The 20,957-nt window shown below is 63.1% G+C and carries 15 protein-coding genes and 1 tRNA gene; 9 read left to right on the top strand and 7 right to left on the bottom strand.

Annotated features, from left to right (window positions below; translation table 11 throughout):
- The first annotated feature begins 129 nt into the window (after positions 1 to 129).
- Positions 130 to 1,350, top strand: coding sequence for a lytic murein transglycosylase (locus tag NKI66_RS11190; protein WP_352751630.1), 1,221 nt, complete (start codon positions 130 to 132; stop codon positions 1,348 to 1,350).
- A gap of 128 nt (positions 1,351 to 1,478) precedes the next feature.
- The gene (locus tag NKI66_RS11185; RefSeq protein ID WP_352677066.1) at positions 1,479 to 2,693 is read left to right on the top strand and encodes an SGNH/GDSL hydrolase family protein; all 1,215 of its coding nucleotides are present in this window, start codon (positions 1,479 to 1,481) and stop codon (positions 2,691 to 2,693) included.
- A gap of 158 nt (positions 2,694 to 2,851) precedes the next feature.
- Here the strand turns inward: NKI66_RS11185 and NKI66_RS11180 are convergent, their stop codons facing one another.
- Positions 2,852 to 4,306: a glutamate synthase subunit beta gene (locus NKI66_RS11180; protein ID WP_352751628.1), complete on the bottom strand. Its 1,455-nt coding sequence runs from the start codon at positions 4,304 to 4,306 to the stop codon at positions 2,852 to 2,854.
- A gap of 141 nt (positions 4,307 to 4,447) precedes the next feature.
- On the bottom strand, positions 4,448 to 9,184 hold the full coding sequence (gltB, locus tag NKI66_RS11175; RefSeq protein ID WP_128303126.1) for a glutamate synthase large subunit: 4,737 nt from the start codon (positions 9,182 to 9,184) through the stop codon (positions 4,448 to 4,450).
- Positions 9,185 to 9,678: 494 nt separating this feature from the next.
- On the opposite strand from gltB, the gene NKI66_RS11170 reads away from it, so the two are divergent.
- Positions 9,679 to 10,728 (top strand): threonine aldolase family protein, encoded by a 1,050-nt coding sequence (locus NKI66_RS11170; RefSeq protein WP_023810075.1) that lies wholly within the window; start codon positions 9,679 to 9,681, stop codon positions 10,726 to 10,728.
- Positions 10,729 to 10,800: 72 nt separating this feature from the next.
- On the opposite strand, the gene NKI66_RS11165 is transcribed toward NKI66_RS11170, so the two are convergent.
- Entirely contained in the window at positions 10,801 to 11,268 is a 468-nt protein-coding gene (locus NKI66_RS11165) for an Hsp20 family protein (protein ID WP_013529716.1), read from the bottom strand.
- A gap of 480 nt (positions 11,269 to 11,748) precedes the next feature.
- On the opposite strand from NKI66_RS11165, the gene NKI66_RS11160 reads away from it, so the two are divergent.
- Positions 11,749 to 12,726 (top strand): alpha/beta fold hydrolase, encoded by a 978-nt coding sequence (locus NKI66_RS11160; RefSeq protein ID WP_023810076.1) that lies wholly within the window; start codon positions 11,749 to 11,751, stop codon positions 12,724 to 12,726.
- A gap of 97 nt (positions 12,727 to 12,823) precedes the next feature.
- Here the strand turns inward: NKI66_RS11160 and hisN are convergent, their stop codons facing one another.
- Both hisN and NKI66_RS11150 read right to left on the bottom strand, forming a co-directional pair.
- Complete coding sequence (gene hisN, locus NKI66_RS11155; protein WP_023810077.1) at positions 12,824 to 13,597, bottom strand: histidinol-phosphatase; 774 nt, start codon at positions 13,595 to 13,597, stop codon at positions 12,824 to 12,826.
- 327 nt (positions 13,598 to 13,924) lie between these two features.
- A complete protein-coding gene (locus NKI66_RS11150; protein WP_023810078.1) occupies positions 13,925 to 14,866 on the bottom strand; it encodes an N-formylglutamate amidohydrolase in 942 nt (313 codons plus the stop codon).
- 164 nt (positions 14,867 to 15,030) lie between these two features.
- Between NKI66_RS11150 and cpdR the strand changes: the two genes are divergently transcribed.
- On the top strand, positions 15,031 to 15,393 hold the full coding sequence (gene cpdR, locus NKI66_RS11145) for a cell cycle two-component system response regulator CpdR (protein WP_006199474.1): 363 nt from the start codon (positions 15,031 to 15,033) through the stop codon (positions 15,391 to 15,393).
- 116 nt (positions 15,394 to 15,509) lie between these two features.
- Positions 15,510 to 15,584 (top strand) — tRNA-Val (locus NKI66_RS11140).
- A gap of 154 nt (positions 15,585 to 15,738) precedes the next feature.
- Here the strand turns inward: NKI66_RS11140 and NKI66_RS11135 are convergent.
- Together NKI66_RS11135 and NKI66_RS11130 are read right to left on the bottom strand one after the other, a co-directional pair.
- On the bottom strand, positions 15,739 to 15,945 hold the full coding sequence (locus NKI66_RS11135) for a hypothetical protein (RefSeq protein WP_023810079.1): 207 nt from the start codon (positions 15,943 to 15,945) through the stop codon (positions 15,739 to 15,741).
- A gap of 184 nt (positions 15,946 to 16,129) precedes the next feature.
- Entirely contained in the window at positions 16,130 to 17,284 is a 1,155-nt protein-coding gene (locus NKI66_RS11130) for a dihydrodipicolinate synthase family protein (protein WP_023810080.1), read from the bottom strand.
- Between the two features lie 237 nt (positions 17,285 to 17,521).
- Between NKI66_RS11130 and NKI66_RS11125 the strand changes: the two genes are divergently transcribed.
- The 3 genes from NKI66_RS11125 to NKI66_RS11115 are packed head-to-tail and all read left to right on the top strand — an operon-like array spanning position 17,522 to position 20,947.
- On the top strand, positions 17,522 to 18,580 hold the full coding sequence (locus NKI66_RS11125) for a LacI family DNA-binding transcriptional regulator (protein WP_023810081.1): 1,059 nt from the start codon (positions 17,522 to 17,524) through the stop codon (positions 18,578 to 18,580).
- Positions 18,577 to 20,178 (top strand): acyl CoA:acetate/3-ketoacid CoA transferase, encoded by a 1,602-nt coding sequence (locus NKI66_RS11120; RefSeq protein WP_352554239.1) that lies wholly within the window; start codon positions 18,577 to 18,579, stop codon positions 20,176 to 20,178. The genes NKI66_RS11125 and NKI66_RS11120 overlap by 4 nt, the downstream gene beginning before the upstream one ends.
- A complete protein-coding gene (locus NKI66_RS11115; protein ID WP_128303133.1) occupies positions 20,171 to 20,947 on the top strand; it encodes an enoyl-CoA hydratase/isomerase family protein in 777 nt (258 codons plus the stop codon). Before NKI66_RS11120 ends, NKI66_RS11115 begins: the two co-directional genes overlap by 8 nt.
- The last annotated feature ends 10 nt before the right edge of the window (positions 20,948 to 20,957 follow it).

Genomic DNA, 20,957 nt, shown 5'->3' with positions numbered 1-20,957 from the left:
CAACTGAGAGGAATGTCCACCGGTAAAGCTTCGAAGCGTCTTTTCGTTCCCGGTGGCGCCTATGGTAAACTAATTCCTAACCTGGTTCGGCGATGAATGGTCTTTCCTGAGACAGAGAAGGAGGAAAAGGTGTCCGTTCGCAATGCCGCAAAACGTTTTACCAGCGTCATAGCGGCAGCCAGCCTATCGCTCGCTCTGCTGATGCCTGGCCCCGCTTTCGCCGATGCCGGTTTCCGGCAGTGGGTCGCCGGCTTCCGCGCCACCGCCGTGCAGAGCGGCGTTTCCGGCGCCCTCTACGACCAGGCCTTCAGGAACATCAGGGATATAGATCCGGTGGTGCTGGAAAAGGCGCGTACGCAGCCTGAATTCACGGCCCCTGCCTGGGACTATTTCGACAACCGCGTCCATGACCAGTCGGTCGCCGTCGGCCAGCAGATGGCCAGGAAATGGAAGCCGTGGCTGGACCGGATCGAGGCCAGGTTCGGCGTCGACCGCTACATCCTGCTGGCCATCTGGTCTATGGAATCGAACTATGGCGAGATCCTCAAGCGCGACGACGTCATGCGCAATGTCGTGCGCTCGCTGGCGACCTTAGCCTATGCCGATCCGAAGCGGGCGAAATTCGCCCGCACCCAGCTGATCGCCGCGCTGAAGATCCTGCAGACCGGCGATATCGACGAAAGCCATCTGAGCGGATCCTGGGCCGGCGCCATGGGCCATACCCAGTTCATCCCGACCAGCTATCTCCACTATGCCGTCGACATGGACGGCAACGGCAAACGCGACATCTGGAATTCGATTCCCGATGCGCTGGCGACCTCCGCCAATCTGTTGAAGAAGAATGGCTGGCAGGCCGGCAAGACCTGGGGCTATGAGGTCGCCCTGCCGGCTGGCAAACTTCCCGGCGGTTCCAAGACGCTGTCGCAGTGGCAGGCGCTCGGCGTGGTCAGGGCCAACGGCAAGCCGTTCAAGAACGGCTCCGACAAGGCGACGCTGAAGGTGCCGGACGGCCGCAACGGGCCGGCCTTCCTGATGATCAAGAATTTCACGGTCATCAAAGCCTACAATAACGCCGACAAATATGCGCTGGCCGTCGGCCTTCTTGCCGACGAAATCGCCGGCTCCAGCGGTCTCGTGCAGGACTGGAAGCGGCCTTTCACCAAGCTCACTTTCGAGGAAAGGCAGGAGCTGCAGCAGCGGCTTTCCCAACATGGCCTTTATGACGGCAAGTTCGACGGCAAGATCGGCGACGGCTCGAAATCAGCCATCTTGGCTTTCCAGGCCAAGGCCGGCTTGACCCAGGACGGTTACCCGAGCATGGAAGTGCTGAAGTGGCTCCGGCAGAAATAGAGCCGCCTGCGGTGCCGCGCGGCCTTTCGGCCGCGCAAAGGACGCTGTAGCAATCTGGTTGGCGCAAAGTCCGTTTGAAAAGTACGACTTTTCAAAAAAAGGACCGCGCCAAGGGATGGAGGAAACGATTGGCTTCGGCTGCGCGCATCGCAGGGCTTGTTCGTCGCATGCCGGTGCTCATCCTGGCCGCGATCGTGCTCACCGTCGGTGTGGCTGGCGCCTTTCATGCGCCCGCCATGGCGCAGGAGCAGCAAAACCGCAGCTGGTCGCTGCGCGACCTTCTGTTCCCACGCCGCAGTGAGCGGATCGAGCCGCCGCAGGACATCCAGAAGCCGAGGCCCAGGCCAAAGGCGAAAAAACCCCGTGCCCCGCGCCCGCCCGCGGAACCGGAAATCCCGGTGGTCGACAAGGCACCGGACGCTCGCACCGTACTGGTGGTCGGCGACTTCATGGCGGCCGGCCTCGCCGAAGGCCTCGACACCGCCTTTGCCGAGAATACCGGCGTCAGGATCGTCGTTCGCAGCAATGGCTCGTCCGGCTTCGTACGCGACGACTTCTACAACTGGCCCGAACAGATCAAATCGCTGATCGAGACCGAAAAACCCGCCGCCGTGATCGTCATGCTGGGTTCCAACGACCGCCAGCAGATGAAGGTGGGTGACGTGCGCGAACAGCCCCGCTCTGAAACCTGGACCAAGGAATATGAGCGCCGGACCGAGGCGTTCGGCAAAGCTATCGCGGAGGCAAAGGTACCTTTCCTATGGGTCGGCATGCCGGCGTTCCGGGTGCCGAAGATGACCTCCGACATGCTGGCCTTCAACGACATCTACCATCAGGCCGCTGAAAGCCATGGCGGTGAATTCGTCGACGTCTGGGACGGCTTCGTCGATGAGAACGGTGCTTTCGTCACCAGCGGCCCCGACATCAACGGCCAGCCGGTGCGGCTGCGCGCCGATGACGGCATCAACGTCTCGAGGGCGGGCAAGCGCAAGCTCGCCTTCTATACCGAAAAACCGCTGCTGAAGATCCTCGGCCTGACCGCGCCGGGAAGCGTGGTTACGCCGTCCGCTCCGGCGGGCGCCCCTGTCGAGGCGCCGGCGCCGGCCGCGGCACCCATCGTCATCGACCGCACCGCGCCGATGCTGCTCAGCGATCCGGCACTCGACGGCGGCTCCGAGCTACTTGGCGCGGCCCCGCCGGCGAAAGCAAATCCGGACCTGCCCGGTGAAAAGCTTGTGGTCGAGGGCAAGGCACCTATTGCATCGCCCGGCCGCGCCGACGATTTCTCATGGCCGCCGAAAGCCGCGGCCGCAACCGACACCACGACCGCGATCAATCGTTAGTATCGCAGAGCTACTCCAAGGCCGTTTCGAAACTCGCTCCTGCGAGTCATATGATGGTGTTTGCGAGAACCGGAGCGGAGCGTACATTTGAGTACGCGAGCACCGGAAGCGCAGAAAACGCCTTCAGATGGCCGCAGGAGTAGAGTTTCCAAACGGGCTCAGCGCGGGAGGACGCTCGACCCCACCAACGCCTCGTCGATCGAGCGTGCCGCCTGGCGGCCCTCGCGGATTGCCCAGACGACCAGCGACTGGCCACGACGCACGTCGCCGGCCGCATAGAGCCTGTCCACGCTGGTCCTGTAGTCGCGGTCATTGGCCTCGACATTCCTGGAACGGCGGCTGTCGGTGGCGATCTTCATCTGCCCGTCCAATTCCCTCGCCACACCGGCCGCGGCCGGCCCGGCAAAGCCGATGGCGATGAAAGCGAGATCGGCACGAATGACGAATTCGGTACCGGCGATCGGCTTGCGCTTGTCATCGACCTCGCAGCACTTGACGCCGGTCAGCTGGCCTTCCTCGCCGATGAATTCGAGCGTCGCCACCTGGAATTCGCGCTCCGCGCCTTCGGCCTGCGAGGACGAGGTGCGCATCTTGGTCGCCCAGTAGGGCCAGACCGAAAGTTTGTCTTCCTTCTCCGGCGGCTGCGGGCGGATGTCGAGCTGGGTGACACGCACGGCGCCCTGGCGGAAGGCCGTGCCGACACAGTCGGACGCTGTATCGCCGCCGCCGACGACGACCACATGCTGGCCGCCGGCGATGATCGGATGCGACGGCCACGCCACCGACTGAATCGGTTCGCCGCCGACTCGCCTGTTCTGCTGCACCAGATAGGGCATCGCGTCATGCACGCCGCCGAGATCGTCGCCGGGAATGCCGGCCGCGCGCGGCGTTTCCGAGCCGCCGCAATAGAGCACGGCATCATGTTCGGCGAGCAGCTCGGCAACCGGCTTGTCGACGCCGACATTGACGCCGCAATGGAATGTCACGCCCTCACCCTGCATCTGCTCGATGCGCCGGTCGATGTAGTGCTTCTCGATCTTGAAGTCGGGAATGCCGTAGCGCATCAGCCCGCCGGGCCGGCTCTCGCGCTCATACACGTGGACGTCATGGCCGGCGCGGCCAAGCTGCTGCGCAGCCGCCATACCGGCCGGACCGGAACCGATGACGGCGACGCGCTTGCCGGTCTTCTTCTCCGGCGGATAAGGCCTGATATGGCCGGTTTCATAGGCCTTGTCGGCGACCGCCTGCTCGACCGTCTTGATGGCGACGGGAATGTCCTCGAGGTTCAGCGTGCAGGCTTCCTCGCAGGGCGCGGGGCAGATGCGGCCGGTGAACTCCGGGAAATTGTTGGTCGAATGCAGGTTGCGGATCGCGTTGTCCCAGTCGCCATTGTAGACGAGGTCGTTCCAGTCTGGGATCTGGTTGTGGATGGGGCAGCCGGTCGGCCCGTGGCAGAACGGAATGCCACAATCCATGCAGCGCGCGGCCTGTTTCTCGACCTCCTTGTCCGACATCGGCAGCGTGAATTCGCGGAAATGCCGGATGCGATCGGAGGCCGGCTGGTACTTGTGCACCTGCCGGTCGATTTCGAGAAAGCCTGTTACCTTGCCCATAGTCCAGTTCCTGCTGTCCAGATGGTACGGTTTTCGCCGCACCCGTTAACCCCTTGAGGCAGCCATGGCAACCTTTCGCACGAGGTCAAACTATCGATGAAGATGGGCCGGGAAACCTGGGCCTCCCGGCAAATTCCAAATCTATTCCGCCGCCACGCCCATGCGCATGCGTTCCATCTCGATCAGCGCGCGGCGGTATTCGACCGGCATGATCTTGCGGAATTTCGGCCGGAATGTCGTCCAGTCGTCAAGGATCTCGCGACCACGCACCGAGCCGGTGTAGTGCACATGGTTCGAGATCAGCTGGTAGAGCCGCTCCTCGTCATGGCTGGTCATGTCGCCGGAGACGTCGACGCGACCCTTGTGATCGAGGTCGCCGCCATGGTGCAGCAGCCTTTCCATCAGATCGTCTTCTTCCGGAACCGGCTCCAGCTCGACCATCGCCATGTTGCAGCGCTCGGCGAAGTCGCCTGCCTCGTCAAGCACATAGGCAACGCCGCCCGACATGCCGGCGGCGAAGTTGCGGCCAGTCTGGCCGATGACGACCACGATGCCGCCGGTCATGTACTCACAGCCATGGTCGCCGACGCCTTCGACGACGGCGGCGACGCCCGAATTGCGCACGGCGAAACGCTCACCGGCGACGCCGGCGAAGTAGGCCTCGCCCTCGGTTGCGCCATAGAGCACCGTATTGCCGACGATGATGGACTCAGCCGCGACGATCTTGGCCCCTTCCGGCGGCCGGATGACGATGCGGCCGCCCGACAGGCCCTTGCCGACATAGTCGTTGCCGGCGCCGACAAGCTCGAACGAGATGCCGCGCGCCAGGAAGGCGCCGAAGGACTGGCCGGCGGTGCCGGTCAGCTTCACCTGGATCGTATCCTCGCGCAGGCCTTTGTGCTTGAAGCGCTTGGCCACTTCACCCGACAGCATGGCGCCCGTGGAGCGGTCGACATTGCGGATGTCGACCTCGATCTTGACCGGCTGCTTGCTTTCGAGCGCCGGCTTTGCCAGCTCGATCAGCTTGCGGTCGAGCACGTCGTCGATCGGGTGCTTCTGCCGCTCGGTCCAATGCACGGCCTCATGCGGCGCATCCGGCTTGAAGAACATCTTCGAGAAATCGAGCCCGCGTGCCTTCCAGTGCACGATCAGGTCGCGCTTTTCCAGAAGATCGGTGTCGCCGATGATCTGGTCGAGATGGGTGTAGCCCATCTCGGCGAGCAGCTCCCTGACCTCTTCCGCGACGTAGAAGAAGAAGTTGATGACATGCTCGGGCGTGCCCTTGAAGCGCTTGCGCAGCACCGGATCCTGAGTCGCGACGCCGACCGGGCAGGTGTTGAGATGGCACTTGCGCATCATGATGCAGCCGGCCGCGATCAACGGCGCGGTCGAGAAGCCGAATTCATCGGCGCCGAGCAGCGCGCCGATGATCACGTCGCGTCCCGTGCGCAACCCGCCATCGACCTGCAGCGCAACGCGCGACCGCAGACCGTTCAGCACCAGCGTCTGGTGCGTCTCGGCAAGGCCCATTTCCCATGGGCTGCCGGCATGCTTGAGCGAGGTCAGCGGCGAGGCGCCCGTGCCGCCATCATAGCCCGAAATGGTGATGTGGTCGGCGCGTGCCTTGGCAACGCCCGCCGCAACCGTGCCGACGCCGACTTCCGACACCAGCTTGACCGACACGTCGGCCGCCGGATTGACGTTCTTCAGATCGTAGATCAGCTGTGCCAGATCCTCGATCGAATAAATGTCGTGATGCGGCGGCGGCGAGATCAGGCCGACGCCCGGCGTCGAATGCCGGACCTTGGCGATGGTCGCGTCGACCTTGTGGCCGGGCAACTGGCCGCCCTCGCCGGGCTTGGCGCCCTGCGCCACCTTGATCTGCATCATGTCGGAATTGACGAGGTATTCGGCCGTGACGCCGAAACGCCCCGAGGCGATCTGCTTGATCGCCGAGCGTTCCGGGTTCTTGCCGCCGCCGGGCAGCGGCAGATAGCGGTCGGCCTCTTCGCCGCCCTCGCCGGTGTTCGACTTGCCGCCGATCTGGTTCATCGCGCGCGCCAGCGTCGTGTGCGCTTCGCGCGAGATCGAACCGAACGACATCGCCCCGGTCGAGAACCGCTTGACGATGTCGGCCGCTGACATGACGTCGTCGAGCGCCGCCTTCTTGCGGCCGGTTTCTCCGGCCAGCTTGATCTTGAACAGGCCGCGAATGGTCTGGGCGCGGGCCGTCTCGCTGTCGATCTGGGCGGAATAGTCCTTGAACGTTTCCCACGATCCCTGGCGCACGGCGTGCTGCAAGGTGGCGACAGCGTCGGGCGACCAGATATGGGCCTCGCCGCGCATGCGGTACATGTACTCGCCGCCGACCTCGAGGCTGTTGCGCAGCACGGGGTCGTTGCCGAAACCGTCATTGTGGCGGCTTAGCGTCTCGGCCGCGATCTCGTCCAGCCCGACGCCTTCGATCAGCGTCGCGGTGCCGGTGAAATATTGCTGCACGAAATCGGTCTTCAGGCCGATGGCGTCGAAAATCTGCGCGCCGCAATAGGACTGGTAGGTCGAGATGCCCATCTTGGACATCACCTTGAGGATGCCCTTGCCGATCGACTTGATGTAGCGCGTGACGACTTCGTAGGCGTCCACCTCCTTCGGCAGTTCCCCGCGCTTGTGCATGTCGAGCAGCGTGTCGAAGGCAAGGTAAGGGTTGATCGCCTCGGCGCCATAGCCGGCAAGGCAGCAGAAATGATGCACTTCGCGCGGCTCGCCGGATTCGACGACGAGCCCGACCGAGGTGCGCAGCCCCTTGCGGATGAGGTGATGATGGACCGCAGCCGTAGCCAGCAGCGCCGGGATGGCGATGCGGTCCGGCCCGACCTGGCGGTCGGACAGGATGATGATGTTGTAGCCGCCGGCGACCGCCGCCTCCGCCCGCTCGCACAACCGGTCGATGGCGCCCTGCATGCCCGCGGCCCCTTCGGCCGAGCCATAGGTGATGTCGATCGTCTTGGTGTCGAAGCGGTCCTCGGTGTGGCCGATGGAACGGATTTTTTCGAGATCGCCATTGGTCAGGATCGGCTGGCGCACCTCAAGCCGCTTGCGGCGCGAATTGCCGACCAGGTCGAAGATGTTGGGCCGTGGCCCGATGAAGGACACCAGGCTCATCACCAGCTCCTCGCGGATCGGGTCGATCGGCGGATTGGTGACCTGGGCGAAATTCTGCTTGAAATAGGTGTAGAGCAGCTTCGACTTGTCCGACATCGCCGAGATCGGCGTGTCGGTGCCCATCGAGCCCACCGCCTCCTGGCCTGTTGTCGCCATCGGCGACATCAACAGCTTGGTGTCTTCCTGGCTGTAGCCGAACGCCTGCTGGCGATCGAGCAGGCTGACATCCTTGCGCAGCGCGCGCGGCTCGACCGGCTTCAAATCTTCGAGGATGAGCTGTGTGTTGGCGAGCCAGGTCTTGTAGGGATGCTTGGTCGCGATCTCCGACTTGAGCTCCTCGTCGGAGACGATACGCCCCTTCTCCAGGTCGATCAGCAGCATCCGGCCTGGCTGCAGCCGCCACTTCTTGACGATCTTCTCCTCGGGCACCGGCAGCACGCCGGCTTCCGAGGCCATGATGACGCGGTCGTCGTCGGTGACGATGTAGCGTGCCGGGCGCAGGCCATTGCGGTCGAGCGTGGCGCCGATCTGGCGTCCATCGGTGAAAACCACCGCCGCCGGCCCGTCCCACGGCTCCATCAGTGCCGCATGGTATTCGTAGAAGGCCTTGCGATCGGCATCCATGAGCTTGTTGCCGGCCCAGGCTTCCGGGATCAGCATCATCATGGCATGGCTGAGCCTGTACCCGCCCTGGAACAGGAACTCGAGCGCATTGTCGAAGCAGGCGGTGTCGGACTGGCCGTCATAGGAAATCGGCCACAGCTTCGAGATGTTGTTGCCGAACAGTTCGGAATCGACCGACGCCTGGCGCGCGGCCATCCAGTTGTTGTTGCCGCGCACGGTGTTGATCTCGCCATTGTGGGCGACCATGCGGTAGGGATGCGCCAGCTTCCAAGACGGGAAGGTGTTGGTCGAGAAGCGCTGGTGGACGAGGATCAGCGCGGTCTCGAAGCGCGGATCGATCAGGTCCTTGTAATAGGCGCCGACCTGGTAGGCCAGGAACATGCCCTTGTAGACGATGGTGCGCGCCGACAGCGACACGCAATAGGCGCCGATGTCCTTGTTGTCGTTCTCGGCGTAGATGCGGCCCGATATCACCTTGCGCAACAGATAGAGCCTGGCCTCGTATTCCTCGTCATCGGTAATGTCTGGCGTGCGGCCGATGAATATCTGCCGATGGAACGGCTCGGATGCCACGATGTCAGGCGCCTTCGACAGCGACGAATTGTCGACGGGCACGTCACGGAAACCGATGAGCGGAAGCCCCTCGGATTGCGCCGATTCGGCAATGATGTCCTCGATATGGGCGCGAAGGGCCACGTCTTGCGGCATGAACCAGTGTCCAACGCCGTACTGGCCGGCCGGCGGCAGGTCGATGCCCTGGGCCGCCATCTCCTCACGGAAGAATTGGTCGGGAAGCTGCACCAGCACGCCGGCGCCATCGCCGACCAGCGGATCGGCGCCAACGGCGCCGCGATGCGTCAGGTTTTCGAGCACAGCCAGCCCGTCCTTGACGATCTGGTGCGACTTCACCCCCTTCATATTGACGATGAAGCCGACGCCGCAGGCGTCATGCTCGTTGCGAGGATCGTAAAGGCCCTGGGCGGAAAGGCCGTTGGCGGTTCGGCCAATATCGGTCCGGGACATGGTTTTGACGGTTGCCGCTTTCGTCTGCGCGGCCTGGCCGTTCGTCGCAGAGTGCGTCATGTCCGTCATCTCCTGTCCTCCATTCCCAGCCATTCAGGCGCTGGTTTGCCTCGGCAAGCGCTTGGCTCACCCTGATCCTTGTGGCACGTCTTGCGAAATCCTTGCCGAACCAGGCGGCTTTTCGCATGGATCGCATCTGGTAATCGTACAGGCCAGAGTCTGGCTGTCCACCTGTCGCTCGCGGCAACAGCCGGAGAGGCCCAAATGATACGCCAATCCAGCTCGTTTTGTGCGACAAAATAAGACAGCACTACTGTCCTAAATTTTTATTGCAGAAATCTGGGACGCACACAAGACCGATTCACAAAAAACTTGGGCTTTCCGCGACAGAAAATGTCGTGAAGTTGAGGAAAAACGTAAGCTTCAGTCTTCGACCCGGGCTTTGTCGGTTGGCTGGCTTTACCATTTTTCCGGCGCCTGGCCCCTTGCGGTCCGCTCGCGAAACCGGTCAACTTCAGGCTGATTTCCCCAAAGCCCCGATCTCCCAAGACATAGGCAGATGCATGTTCTTCGCTTCCGACAATTGGGCAGGCGCCCATCCCAATATTGCCGCCGGCCTGTCGGCCAATGCCGGCGGCTTTTCCACCGCCTATGGCGACGGTGCGCTCGACCGGGCAGTCTACCAGCGCTTCAGCGAGATTTTCGAACGAGAGGTCGCGGTGTTCTTCGTGGCCACCGGCACGGCCGCCAATTCGCTGGCGCTCACCGCTTACAACAAGCCGGGCGGCATTTCCTTTGCTCATCGCGAATCGCATGTCATCGAGGACGAATGCGGCGCGCCGGTGTATTTTTCCGGCGGCTCTCGCCTGCATGAGATCGATGGCGCGCTGGGCAAGATCGATCCGCACAATCTGGAAAGGACCATCGGCCGTTTCGCACCGGAAATCGTCCATTGGGGACGACCGATGGCCGTTTCGATCACCCAGTCGACCGAGGTCGGCACCATCTACGGCCTGGATGAGATCGAGACGATCTCCGCGATCGCCAAACAATATTCGGTGCCCCTGCACATGGATGGCGCCCGCTTTGCCAATGCGTTGGTCGCACTCGAGACGACACCGGCCGAAATGACCTGGAGACGCGGCGTCGACATCCTCTCCTTCGGCGGCACCAAGAACGGCTGCTGGTGCGCCGAGGCGGTCGTGCTGTTCGATCTTGATCGTGCCAGGGAATTGGCCTTCCTGCGCAAGCGCGCCGCCCAGCTGTTTTCGAAATCGCGCTTCGTGGCGGCGCAGTTCGAGGCCTATTTCAAGGATGGACTGTGGCTGGACACCGCCCGCCACGCCAACGCTATGGCCGCACGCCTTGCCGCCGCGATCGAGGATTCGGCCACGGCCAAGCTGGCATGGCTGCCGCAGGCGAACGAGGTTTTCGCGGTGATCAAGAAAGCCGAGGCCGAGGGGCTGCAGGCCGCGGGGGCCGCCTTCTACGACTGGCACAAGCCGCATGGCTTTGACGGCCACATCGGCGAGGACGAGTTGCTCTACCGCTTCGTCACCAGCTTTGCGACGACAGCCGATGAAGTCGACCGTTTTGGCCAGCTGATCGCCTGATAACGGATATCCCCGACAACAAAAACGCGGCGCTTTTCGGCCCCGCTTCCGTCTCGGGAGGAGACTTGTACTTTAGGCAGCGGTCTTGGCCTCGATCTGCTTGGCCTTGGCCGAAGACGCCGTAATGGCGATCTTGCGCGGCTTCAGCTCCTCGGGGATGTTGCGCTTGAGGTCGACGAAGAGCAGGCCGTTCTTCAGCGAGGCGCCAACGACCTCGACGTGGTCGGCAAGCTGGAAGCGGCGTTCGAAAGCCCTCGAGGCAATGCCGCGATAGAGCAGCTCAGAGCCTTCGCCGGTACCCTCGTCCTTGCGCTCACCCTTCACGGTCAGCACGTTGCGATGGGCTTCGATCGAGATTTCCTCGTCCGAGAAGCCGGCAACCGCCATCGAGATGCGGTAGGAATCCTCACCGGTGCGCTCGATGTTGTAGGGGGGATAGGTCTGCGCGCCATCCGGCTGCGCAAGCGAATCGAGCATCGTGAACAGACGGTCGAAGCCGACGGTGGAGCGATAAAGCGGGGAAAAATCAACGTGACGCATGAGGTGTTCTCCTGTTGAGCAACATGGTTTGCGTATGGCCGGTGCGAAACCCTTGAGCGGCGTTTCGGGTGGGCCAGCGGCCCCGACATTGGCGACCGCACCAGACATTTGGGGAGCGCTGGAAAGCATTTCAAGATTTCACCTGGCGGCAAAAACCACGGCGGCAGGCCCCTTGATGAACGGCAGATGAACCGGCACTTCGGCGCGCGTTCAGGCAGCCGGCGCTAAAGTCCATTACAGGATCAAGGACTGGCGGCGCCCATTGCACAACAGGCACCGCAACGAGGCCGACCGGGTGTAACGTCCCTTCCTCCCGGATCGACAGAGGCCGGAAGCACGCTTTCGAGCGGCTTCCGGCCTTCCCTGGCGCAGCCTCCCCTTCACCGGGAATTCCTTGGCTTTTGGCGCATGGGCGTCTATCACCTTAGCGGAGCCGGCCAGCGCAGGCGGGCATGCGAGACGCCGAGCACGAAGCGCCGAATGACGGATCTTTTCACCGAAAACTCCCTTTTTCACGAAATCGAGGGCAATCCGCGGCCGGAAAACGCCACCGGCGGCTTCTTCACCACGCGTGACCGCAAGAATATCCGCTACGGCCTGTTCGGCGCAGTCGCTCGCCCGATGAAGGGCACCGTGGTCCTGCTCACCGGCCGCAACGAGTGCATCGAGAAATATTTCGAAACCATCCGCAACCTTGCCGATCGCGGCTTTGGCGTCGCCACCCTCGATTGGCGCGGCCAGGGCGATTCCGACCGGCTGATCCGCGATCACCAGCGCGGCTACGTCAGCAGCTTCCGCGACTACACCGCCGACCTCGAACAGTTCTTCGAGGAGATCGTGCTGCCCGATTGCCGCGGACCGTACTACATCCTCGCCCATTCGGCAGGTGCCTTGATCACCCTGCTTGCCGCCCCGTCGATGGTGAACCGCATCCGGCGCATGGTGCTGATCGCGCCCTTCCTGACGCTGCCCGACCTGCCGGTCTCGATCTCGACGGTTCGCCGCGTCTGCTCGTTGTTCTGCGTTCTCGGCCTCGGCCGGCTCTATGCCGCCTGGGGTCCGCGGCCGAAGGTGACGGCCCCTTTCGAGACCAACAAGCTGACGTCTGACCCGGTACGCTATCGACGCAACACGCGGCTCTATGAAGAACATCCGCAACTGGCGCTTGGGGGTCCGACGATCCGCTGGCTGCGGGCAGCCGCGAAAGCCTCCGAAGCTGTCAGCGACCCCGACTTCATGGCAGGGATTCAGGTCCCCCTGCTGATAATCGCCGCCGGCGCCGACCAGGTCGTCTCGACCAGGGCCGTGGAAACCTACGCCAGGCGTCTGCGGCTCGGTTCGCTGCTGATGATCGATGGCTCCCGCCACGAAATCCTGCAGGAAGCCGACATTTATCGCGAGCAATTGCTCGCCGCTTTCGACGCCTTCATTCCCGGGAGCGACGACCCCACAGCCTGACAGGCGCCGGTCGCTGGCCCGCTCCCCAAGGGGTGCGCCGGCAGTAAAACGACTGCTTCAAGCGGTCGGCATCACCTGAATGGCAGCGGACGCTCGTTTAGCCGCGCAAGGCGGCCATGGCGGCGGCATGAAGCTCCGGCGTCGCCGCGGCGAGCACATCGCCGCCCTGTTCCGCCGGCCCGCCATCGAATGTGGTGACGACGCCGCCTGCCTTTTCGATAATCGGGATCAGCGCCACGATGTCGTAGGGCTTCAATCCGGGATCGGCGACGATGTCGACGCTTCCTGAGGCGATCATGGCGAAGGCATAGCAATCGGCGCCATAGCGGGCGAGCTGGATCTGTCTTTCGAATGCATCGTAACGGTTGCGCGCCTCGCCCTTGAACAGGGCCGGCGTGGTGGTGAACAGCGTCGCTTGGTCCAACTTCGTCGTCTTGCGGGTCGTCAGTTTTCGCGGCCCGCCTGGCCCCTCATAATGGGAGCCCGAGCCGTTGGCGTAGAAAAGCTCGCCGGTGAAGGGTTGCGCCATCATGCCGGCAACGGCGTCGCCGTCGATCGTCAGCCCGACCAGTGTGCCCCACACCGGCAGGCCGGAAATGAACGCGCGCGTGCCGTCGATCGGGTCGATCACCCAGACATGCCGGCTCGAAATGTTCTCGCTGCCATGCTCTTCACCAAGAATGCCATGGTCGGGATACTCAGCAGAGATCAGCGCCCGGATGGCGCGCTCGGCCTCGCGATCGGCCTCGGTGACCGGATCGAAACTGCCCTGTTCCTTGTTGGCGACCGCACCTTGGCTGCGAAAGCGCGGCAAGGTCTCCGCCGCTGCCACCTGCGCGATGCGGCGCATGAAACCGACACTGATGTCCAACTGATTCTCCCGCACTGCAGCATGTCCGAGCCGTGCTCTGCCGCCAATTTCGTACCAAAACAAGAGTGTTCGACGACTTTTCCGCGACGGCATCTGTTGCCCGGATGTCACACAAGCGTCGTCGAAACGCACTTTCCACATCAGAGTGAATTAAAAAAGCCTCAAGGTCGCTTGACATTTGTGCAGCGCACAATACCCTTGATCTCGGACAGGGTTTCCTGTCCATGCCCTCCTTGGGCGTTTCCTCCCTAGACTTCGACCGTATCGTGCAAACGATGCGGTCTTTTTTTACGCCGCGATTTCACTCTGCGGCCAACGGCCGGTCGCTCACTCGGCGGCTAGCGGCAGGTCGATGAAATGATGGTCGGGCATCGACATCAGGTCGGCTGAGAACCGCGTCAGGTCGTCGGCCAGCGCATCGAAGCCGCCGGCCTTCTCGAATGTCCGCTCGTTCATGTAGAGCCCGCGATTGACTTCGATCTGCAGCGCATGCAGATGGCGCGCCGGGCGGCCGTAATGCTCGGTGATGAAGCCGCCGGCATAGGGCTTGTTGTGGGCAACCGAATAGCCCATGGCGCTGAGCAGGCCGATCGCGGTCTCGGTCAGGGCGGCGGTTGCCGAGATGCCGAAGCGGTCGCCGATGATGAAGTCGGGCCGCAGGCCGCTGTCGCCGACACGGATGCTCGCCGGCATCGAATGACAGTCGATCAGCACGGCAAAACCGAACCGCGCATGGGTCCTGGTCAAAAGCCGCTTCAGTGTCTCGTGATAGGGCTTGTAGACGGCCTCGATGCGGGCAACGGCTTCGGCCAGAGGCAGGCGACCGGAATAGATGTCGAGCCCCTCGCCCACCAGCTTCGGCACCGTGCCAAGCCCGCCGGCCACCCGCGCCGAGCGGATGTTGCAGAAAGACGGCACTGGCTCGGCGAACATGCGCGGATCGAGTTCCCACGGCTCGCGATTGACGTCGAGATAGGCGCGCGGAAAATTCGCTGCCAGCAACGGCGCGCCTAGCGCCACGGCGCCGCCGAACAGCTCATCGACGTAACAGTCTTCCGACCGGCGGATGGCATTGCGGTCCAGCCTTGCCATGGCCAGGAAGCGTTCGGGATAGTAGCGGCCGCTATGCGGCGAGTTGAAGAGGAAGGGGACGCGCTGCTCGGCGCCCGACCGGATTTCGAAGGGTGGAAAGACCGAAAAATCCTCGGCTGCCGTCTTCAATTTGAGCGAACCCGAAAACACCAGTGCATCATGATGTGAAAGTGTCACCTTGCAGGCCGCGTGTCCAGCATTTCAGCGGCAGCACGCGCCCTGGCAAATATGGATCATCGCCGTCCGCGTTCACTTGATGTTTACCCTCACCTCCTCATATACAGGATGGTTAACGGGCTTGCCCAACGGCAATCTCGGGCGGGTGATTCGGACGGGATATCATGGCACGCATTCTTCTGGCGGAAGACGACGACGATATGCGTCGGTTCCTCGTCAAGGCGCTGGAGCGCGCCGGTTACCAGGTCAGCGATTTCGACAATGGCGCCAGCGCCTATGAGCGGCTGCGCGAGGAACCGTTCTCGCTGCTGTTGACCGACATCGTCATGCCGGAGATGGACGGCATCGAACTGGCGCGGCGCGCCACCGAGATCGATCCTGATTTGAAAGTCATGTTCATCACCGGTTTCGCCGCCGTTGCGCTGAACCCGGATTCCAAGGCGCCGAAAGACGCCAAGGTGCTGTCGAAGCCCTTCCACCTGCGTGACCTCGTCAACGAGGTCGAGAAGATGCTGCAGGCGGCCTGAGCCGTTTTCTAGGCAAGGCGCCGCGCCTCTTCGCCACTGCGGCGAGACGACGCCTTCTTTCCTTTTTCCTGCTATTGACGCGCTGGATCAAAAATGGTGTATGCGCGGCTTCGGATGGGCGTGTAGCTCAGCGGGAGAGCACTGCATTGACATTGCAGGGGTCACAGGTTCAATCCCTGTCACGCCCACCATCCAACCAGACGATCAGACTTGAATCGGCATCCTGGCCCGCTCGCCCGAGCTGGACAATTTTCGTTCGCCCAAGGGAAGCTGGACACTGGCGAGTTTTTCGAGCGCAACGCGCCCGTCCCGGCGTTTGACCGGAACGGGCCGCACTCGATCAGATCATTGCGGCGCTGGATCAGGCGTATTTCCCGGCCTGTCGCCGCCGCCCTTGCCTTCGCGACAAGGCTCTCCGAGACCGCAGCATTTGCCGTTGTAGGTGACGCCAGGCTTCAGCTTGTCGCATTCCCTGGGAGCGGTTGTCTTGCAGCCGGCCAGCACCGAAACGGCGATGGCGGCCAAAAGGACGTTTCTTGAAACAGTAAACATCAGACGTTCTCCTTGATGGACCATGTTTGGACACATCGCTTGGTCGCGCCTCGAGAGAAATTGGTTCACAAGAAAATTGGTGACGCGAAAACCACCCTGCGGTCGTTCGACAGCGGAAACACCTGGGCAGGCGCAGCAATCGCGTGGCGACGCGTCCTCTTCGACCGGTCAGCCTTTCCGCGCTTCAGATGCCCGCGACGGTGCAAAGGCTCTTCATTCTGGCTACCGCCAGATCGGGATCAGCGAGCAATCCCGCCTGGTCGGCAAGGCGGAACACGTCGGCATAGTGACGGATGCCGCGCGCCGACTGCATACCGCCGACCATCGCAAAATGGTCCTGATGGCCATTCAGCCAGGCCATGAAGACGATGCCGGCCTTGTAGTACTCGGTCGGCGCTTCGAAGATTTTTCGCGATAGCGGCACGGTCGGCGCCATCAATGTGTCATAGCCGGCGCGGTCACCCTCCGCCAGTTTCGCCAGCGCTGCATTGGCGACCGGCGCAATCGCATCGAAAATACCGAGCAGTGCGTGCGAGTGTCTTTTCTCGTCGCCGGCGATCAGTTCGGGATAATTGAAATCGTCGCCAGTGAACATGACGACGCCGTCCGGCAGACGGTTTCTCAGCGCGACCTCCTTGCCGGCATCGAGCAGTGAGATTTTTATCCCCTCCACCTTGCCAACGTGGCGTTCGATGATGGCAACAACTGTATCGAGAGCAGTCTCGAAATTCTCGCTGCCCCAATAGCCCCTGAGCGCCGGATCGAACATGTCGCCCAGCCAGTGCAGGATGACCTTGCCGGATGCTTGGGACAGGATGCGGTCGTAGACGCCGACATAGTCGTCCGGCCCCTTGGCCACTGCCGCCAGTGCCCGGCTGGCCATCATGATCGCCTTGCCGCCCAAGCCTTCGATGAAAGCGAATTGCTGCTCATAGGCGGCGATCACATCGTCCAGCGTCCTGGCGGCGGCGGGCGCCAGATGGTCGGTGCCGGCACCCGAGGCGAGATCGGCGCCATCGACGGTACGCGCCTCGGCGATCGAACGGCGGATCAATTCCTGCGCGCTTGCCCAGTCGAAGCCCATGCCGCGCTGCGACGTGTCCATCGCTTCGGCGATGCGGAATCCCAGCCGCCACAGATGGTGACGGAACGCCATCGTCCTGTCCCAGTCGACCACCGGCCTGGACCACGGATCGGTCATGGCGAGCGGATCGGCAACGACGTGCGCAGCGGCATAGGCAATACGCGAAAATCGCGCGCCGATGTCAGACTGCACCGGTTCGCCGACCAGCGTGTACCGGGTGCTGCCGCCACCCTCACCAGGCAAGGAAATGTCCATCGATCTCTCCCTTCGCAACGCTACTAAATGGAACGTTCCAATAAATCAAGAACCTTTAAGATTCGGGCTCCACGGCAGGAAGAATGCTGCATTGCAACACAAATCCTTGTGGAGCAAGCCATTTGAGTACGCACAATCGGCGTTCGAGGCGCGGGAAAATCCCGATTGACTTACGAGCGGAGCGGAGATTAGAACGTTCCAATAGTTTGGGCCTGCAATCGAGGAGGATGCATCTGGATGGCCAACCGGGCCAAGGCGACGATATTCGACATCGCCCGCGAAGCAGGCGTGTCCAAATCGACGGTATCGCTCGTGCTCCAGGGCAGCGGACTGATCCGGCCCGAAACAGCGAGCAAGGTGCGCAAGGCGATCGAGGATGTCGGTTACGTCTACAACCGCGGCGCCGCCAATCTGCGCAAGGCGCACTCCAACGTCATCGGCATGGTCATCAACGATCTGACCAATCCTTTCTTCGCCGAACTGGCGGTCGGCATGGAACGCGTCTTTCAGTCGGCCGGCATCGTGCCGTTCATCGCCAACACGGCGGAAAATCCGGTGCGCCAGGAAGAAGTGCTGAAGTCGCTGATGGAGCAAGGCGTCGCCGGTCTCATCGTCTCGCCGGCTCGCGGCACGACGCCGGGCGCCTTCAGGCGGATCGAGACGGCGGGTCTGCCGGTTGTCTTCGCCATGCGCCGGCTTCCCGAGAGCCGCATCCCGGTGATCGCGCCCGACAATCATCGCGGCGCCTATCTCGCCACCGCGCATCTGATCGGCAAGGGACATCGCCGGCTGGTCTTCTTCGGCGGCTCGTCCGACCTGGTGGTCTATCACGAGCGGCTTGGCGGATTTCGCGAAGCCTGCGAGACGCAGGGCATCGCCGCCCGCGACGCACTTGTCGTCGAGGGCGAGACCAGCCGCAGAGGTGGTATAGCGTGCCTGGAAACCGCTCTCGCTATGGCTGAGCCGCCGACCGCGGCGCTCTGCTTCAACGACGCTGTCGCCTTTGGCGCCATGCTGGCGCTGCGCAAGCGTAGGCTTGAGCCGGGAACTGATTTCGCCATCGTCGGTTTCGACGACGTGGCCGAGGCCGAGCATTACATGCCGGCGCTGACCAGCGTCGCGGTGGACTCGGCCGGCCTCGGCGAACGCGCCGCCCATGTCATGCTGAAAATGATCCAGTCGCGCACCACACGCGCCGAGGACCATATCGGCGCGGTCAATCTGGTCGTCAGGGAAAGCTGTGGCCCGGATCGCCGCACCCGAAACAGGACGGCCGGTTCGGGGAGCATGAATTGAGCAAGGTCGTTTCGGCAGCGCAGGCGGCGGGCCTGATCAAGGACGGCATGGTCGTATCCGTGTCGTCGTCGAGCGGTCTCGGCTGTCCGGACGCGGTGCTTGCCGCGATCGGCGAACGCTTCGATGGGGAAGGCCACCCAAAAAATATCACCACACTTCACCCGATCGCCGCCGGCGACATGTACGGCATCAAAGGCATCGACCATCTGGCCAAGCCCGGCCTGCTGAAGCGTACTTTGTGCGGCTCCTACCCGTCCGGCCCCTCCTCTTCCGAACCGCCGCAGATCTGGAAGATGATCGGCGACAATTCGGTCGCCGCCTACAACGTGCCGTCCGGCATCCTGTTCGACATGCACCGCGAAGCGGCCGCCAAGCGGCCGGGCGTGCTGACCAAGGTCGGTCTCGACACCTTCGCCGACCCGCGCCACCAGGGCTGCGCCATGAACGCCGCCGCCAGCGAGCCGATCGTTTCGGTGCAGCAGTTCGACGGCGAGGAATGGCTCTATTTCCGCTCCATCGTGCCGCAGGTCTCGATCATCCGCGCCACGTCAGCCGACGAGCGCGGCAACCTCACCTACGAGCATGAGGGCGCCTATCTCGGCGGCCTCGAACAGGCGCTCGCCGCTCGCAACAATGGCGGCATCGTCATCGCGCAGGTCAAGCGTGTCGTTGAAAACGGTACGCTGAAACCGCATGACGTGCGCGTGCCGGGCGTCCTGGTCGACCATATCGTCGTCGCGCCCGACCAGTTGCAGACGACGCTGACACCCTATGACCCGGCCATCTCCGGAGAAATCTTCCGGCCGCTGTCGAGCTTCCGCACGCCGGAGATGAACGTCCAGAAAGTGATCGCGCGCCGCGTCGCCATGGAGTTGCGCGACGGCATGGCCGTCAACATCGGCTTCGGCATTTCCGCCAATGTCCCTCGCATCCTTCTCGAGGAAGGACAGCACGGCAAGATTACCTGGGTGATCGAACAGGGCGCGGTCGGCGGCGTGCCGCTGCTCGACTTCAAATTCGGCTGTTCGTCGAACGCCGACGCCTTCATGCCCTCGCCGCACCAGTTCGTCTATTTCCAGGCCGGCGGCTTCGACGCTTCGCTGCTGTCCTTCCTGCAGATCGATCGCCATGGCTCGGTCAATGTCTCGAAGCTTTCGGCGCGCCCGCATGTCACCGCCGGCGCCGGCGGCTTTGTCGACATCACCGCACGGGCGAGGAAGATCGTCTTCTCCGGCTTCTTCAACGCCGGCGCCAAGCTGTCTCTGGCCGATGGCGGTATCCGCATCGAGCAGGAGGGTAAGGTCAAGAAGGTGGTCAACGAGGTCGAGCACATCTCGTTTTCGGGGAAGCGCGCGGTCGCGCAGGGGCAGGACATCACCTATGTCACCGAGCGCTGCGTGATGAGGCTCACGCCGGAGGGCCTGGTCGTCACAGAACTCGCACCCGGCATCGATCTACAGCGCGATGTGCTGGCGCAGTCGGAAATCCCGTTGGGCGTTGCCAAGGACCTCAAGACGACACCGGCAGCCCTCTATCAGGAGCAACCGATAGGCCTGTCACTGAATGGCGGCGCCTCGCTCGGAGGCGCGCATGGCTGAGCCTCTCGTCACCTTCAAACAGGATGGCGCCCTCGGCATCGTCACGCTGCGCCGGCCGGAGAAATTCAACGCACTGGATATCCCCATGCTTCGCGCGCTCGAAACAGCGCTCGACGAAGCGGAAGCGGCCGACGGCGTGCGCGTCGTGCTCATCCGTGGCGAAGGCAAGGGCTTCTGCGCCGGCGGCGATGTCGAGGCGTGGGCGCGGATGAGTGCCGCCGATTTCCAGGTGCAATGGGTGCGCTATGGCCACCGCGTCTTCGACCGCTTGGCGCGGCTGCGGCAGCCGACCATCGCCGTCCTGTCCGGCCATGCGCTGGGCGGCGGCCTGGAGTTGGCTGTGGCTTGCGACTTCCGCGTGGCGGAAACACAAGTGAAACTGGGCTTCCCTGAAACTTCGATCGGTGTCGTGCCCGGCTGGTCAGGCACGCAGCGCGCCGTGCGCCGCTTCGGCGCGCAGACGGTGCGCCGCATGGCGCTCGGCGGCGAGATCTTTCTCGCCCCCGAGGCACTCGCTCTGGGCATCGTCGACCGGGTGGTCGCGACTGGCAAGGCATACGACGAAGCAAGGGCGTGGGCGGAAAAGATCGCCGAGCGCGGCCCGCTGGCGACCGAAGCCGCCAAGCTGATGATCGCGGTCGCCGAAGGCGAGGAAAGTGCCGCCGCCACCGAAGCGCTGGCCAGCGGCTTCATCGCCCTGACCGGAGATCTCAAGGCCGGCGTCGATGCCTTCAAGGCCAAGCAGAAGCCAGCCTTTTCGAGATCCTAGAGGAAAACAG

Source organism: Mesorhizobium sp. M0518, from assembly GCF_040321125.1.
Taxonomy (GTDB): Bacteria; Pseudomonadota; Alphaproteobacteria; order Rhizobiales; family Rhizobiaceae; genus Mesorhizobium.
Note: the sequence above shows the minus strand (reverse complement) of the source record. Positions and strands in the feature narration are given on the sequence as shown.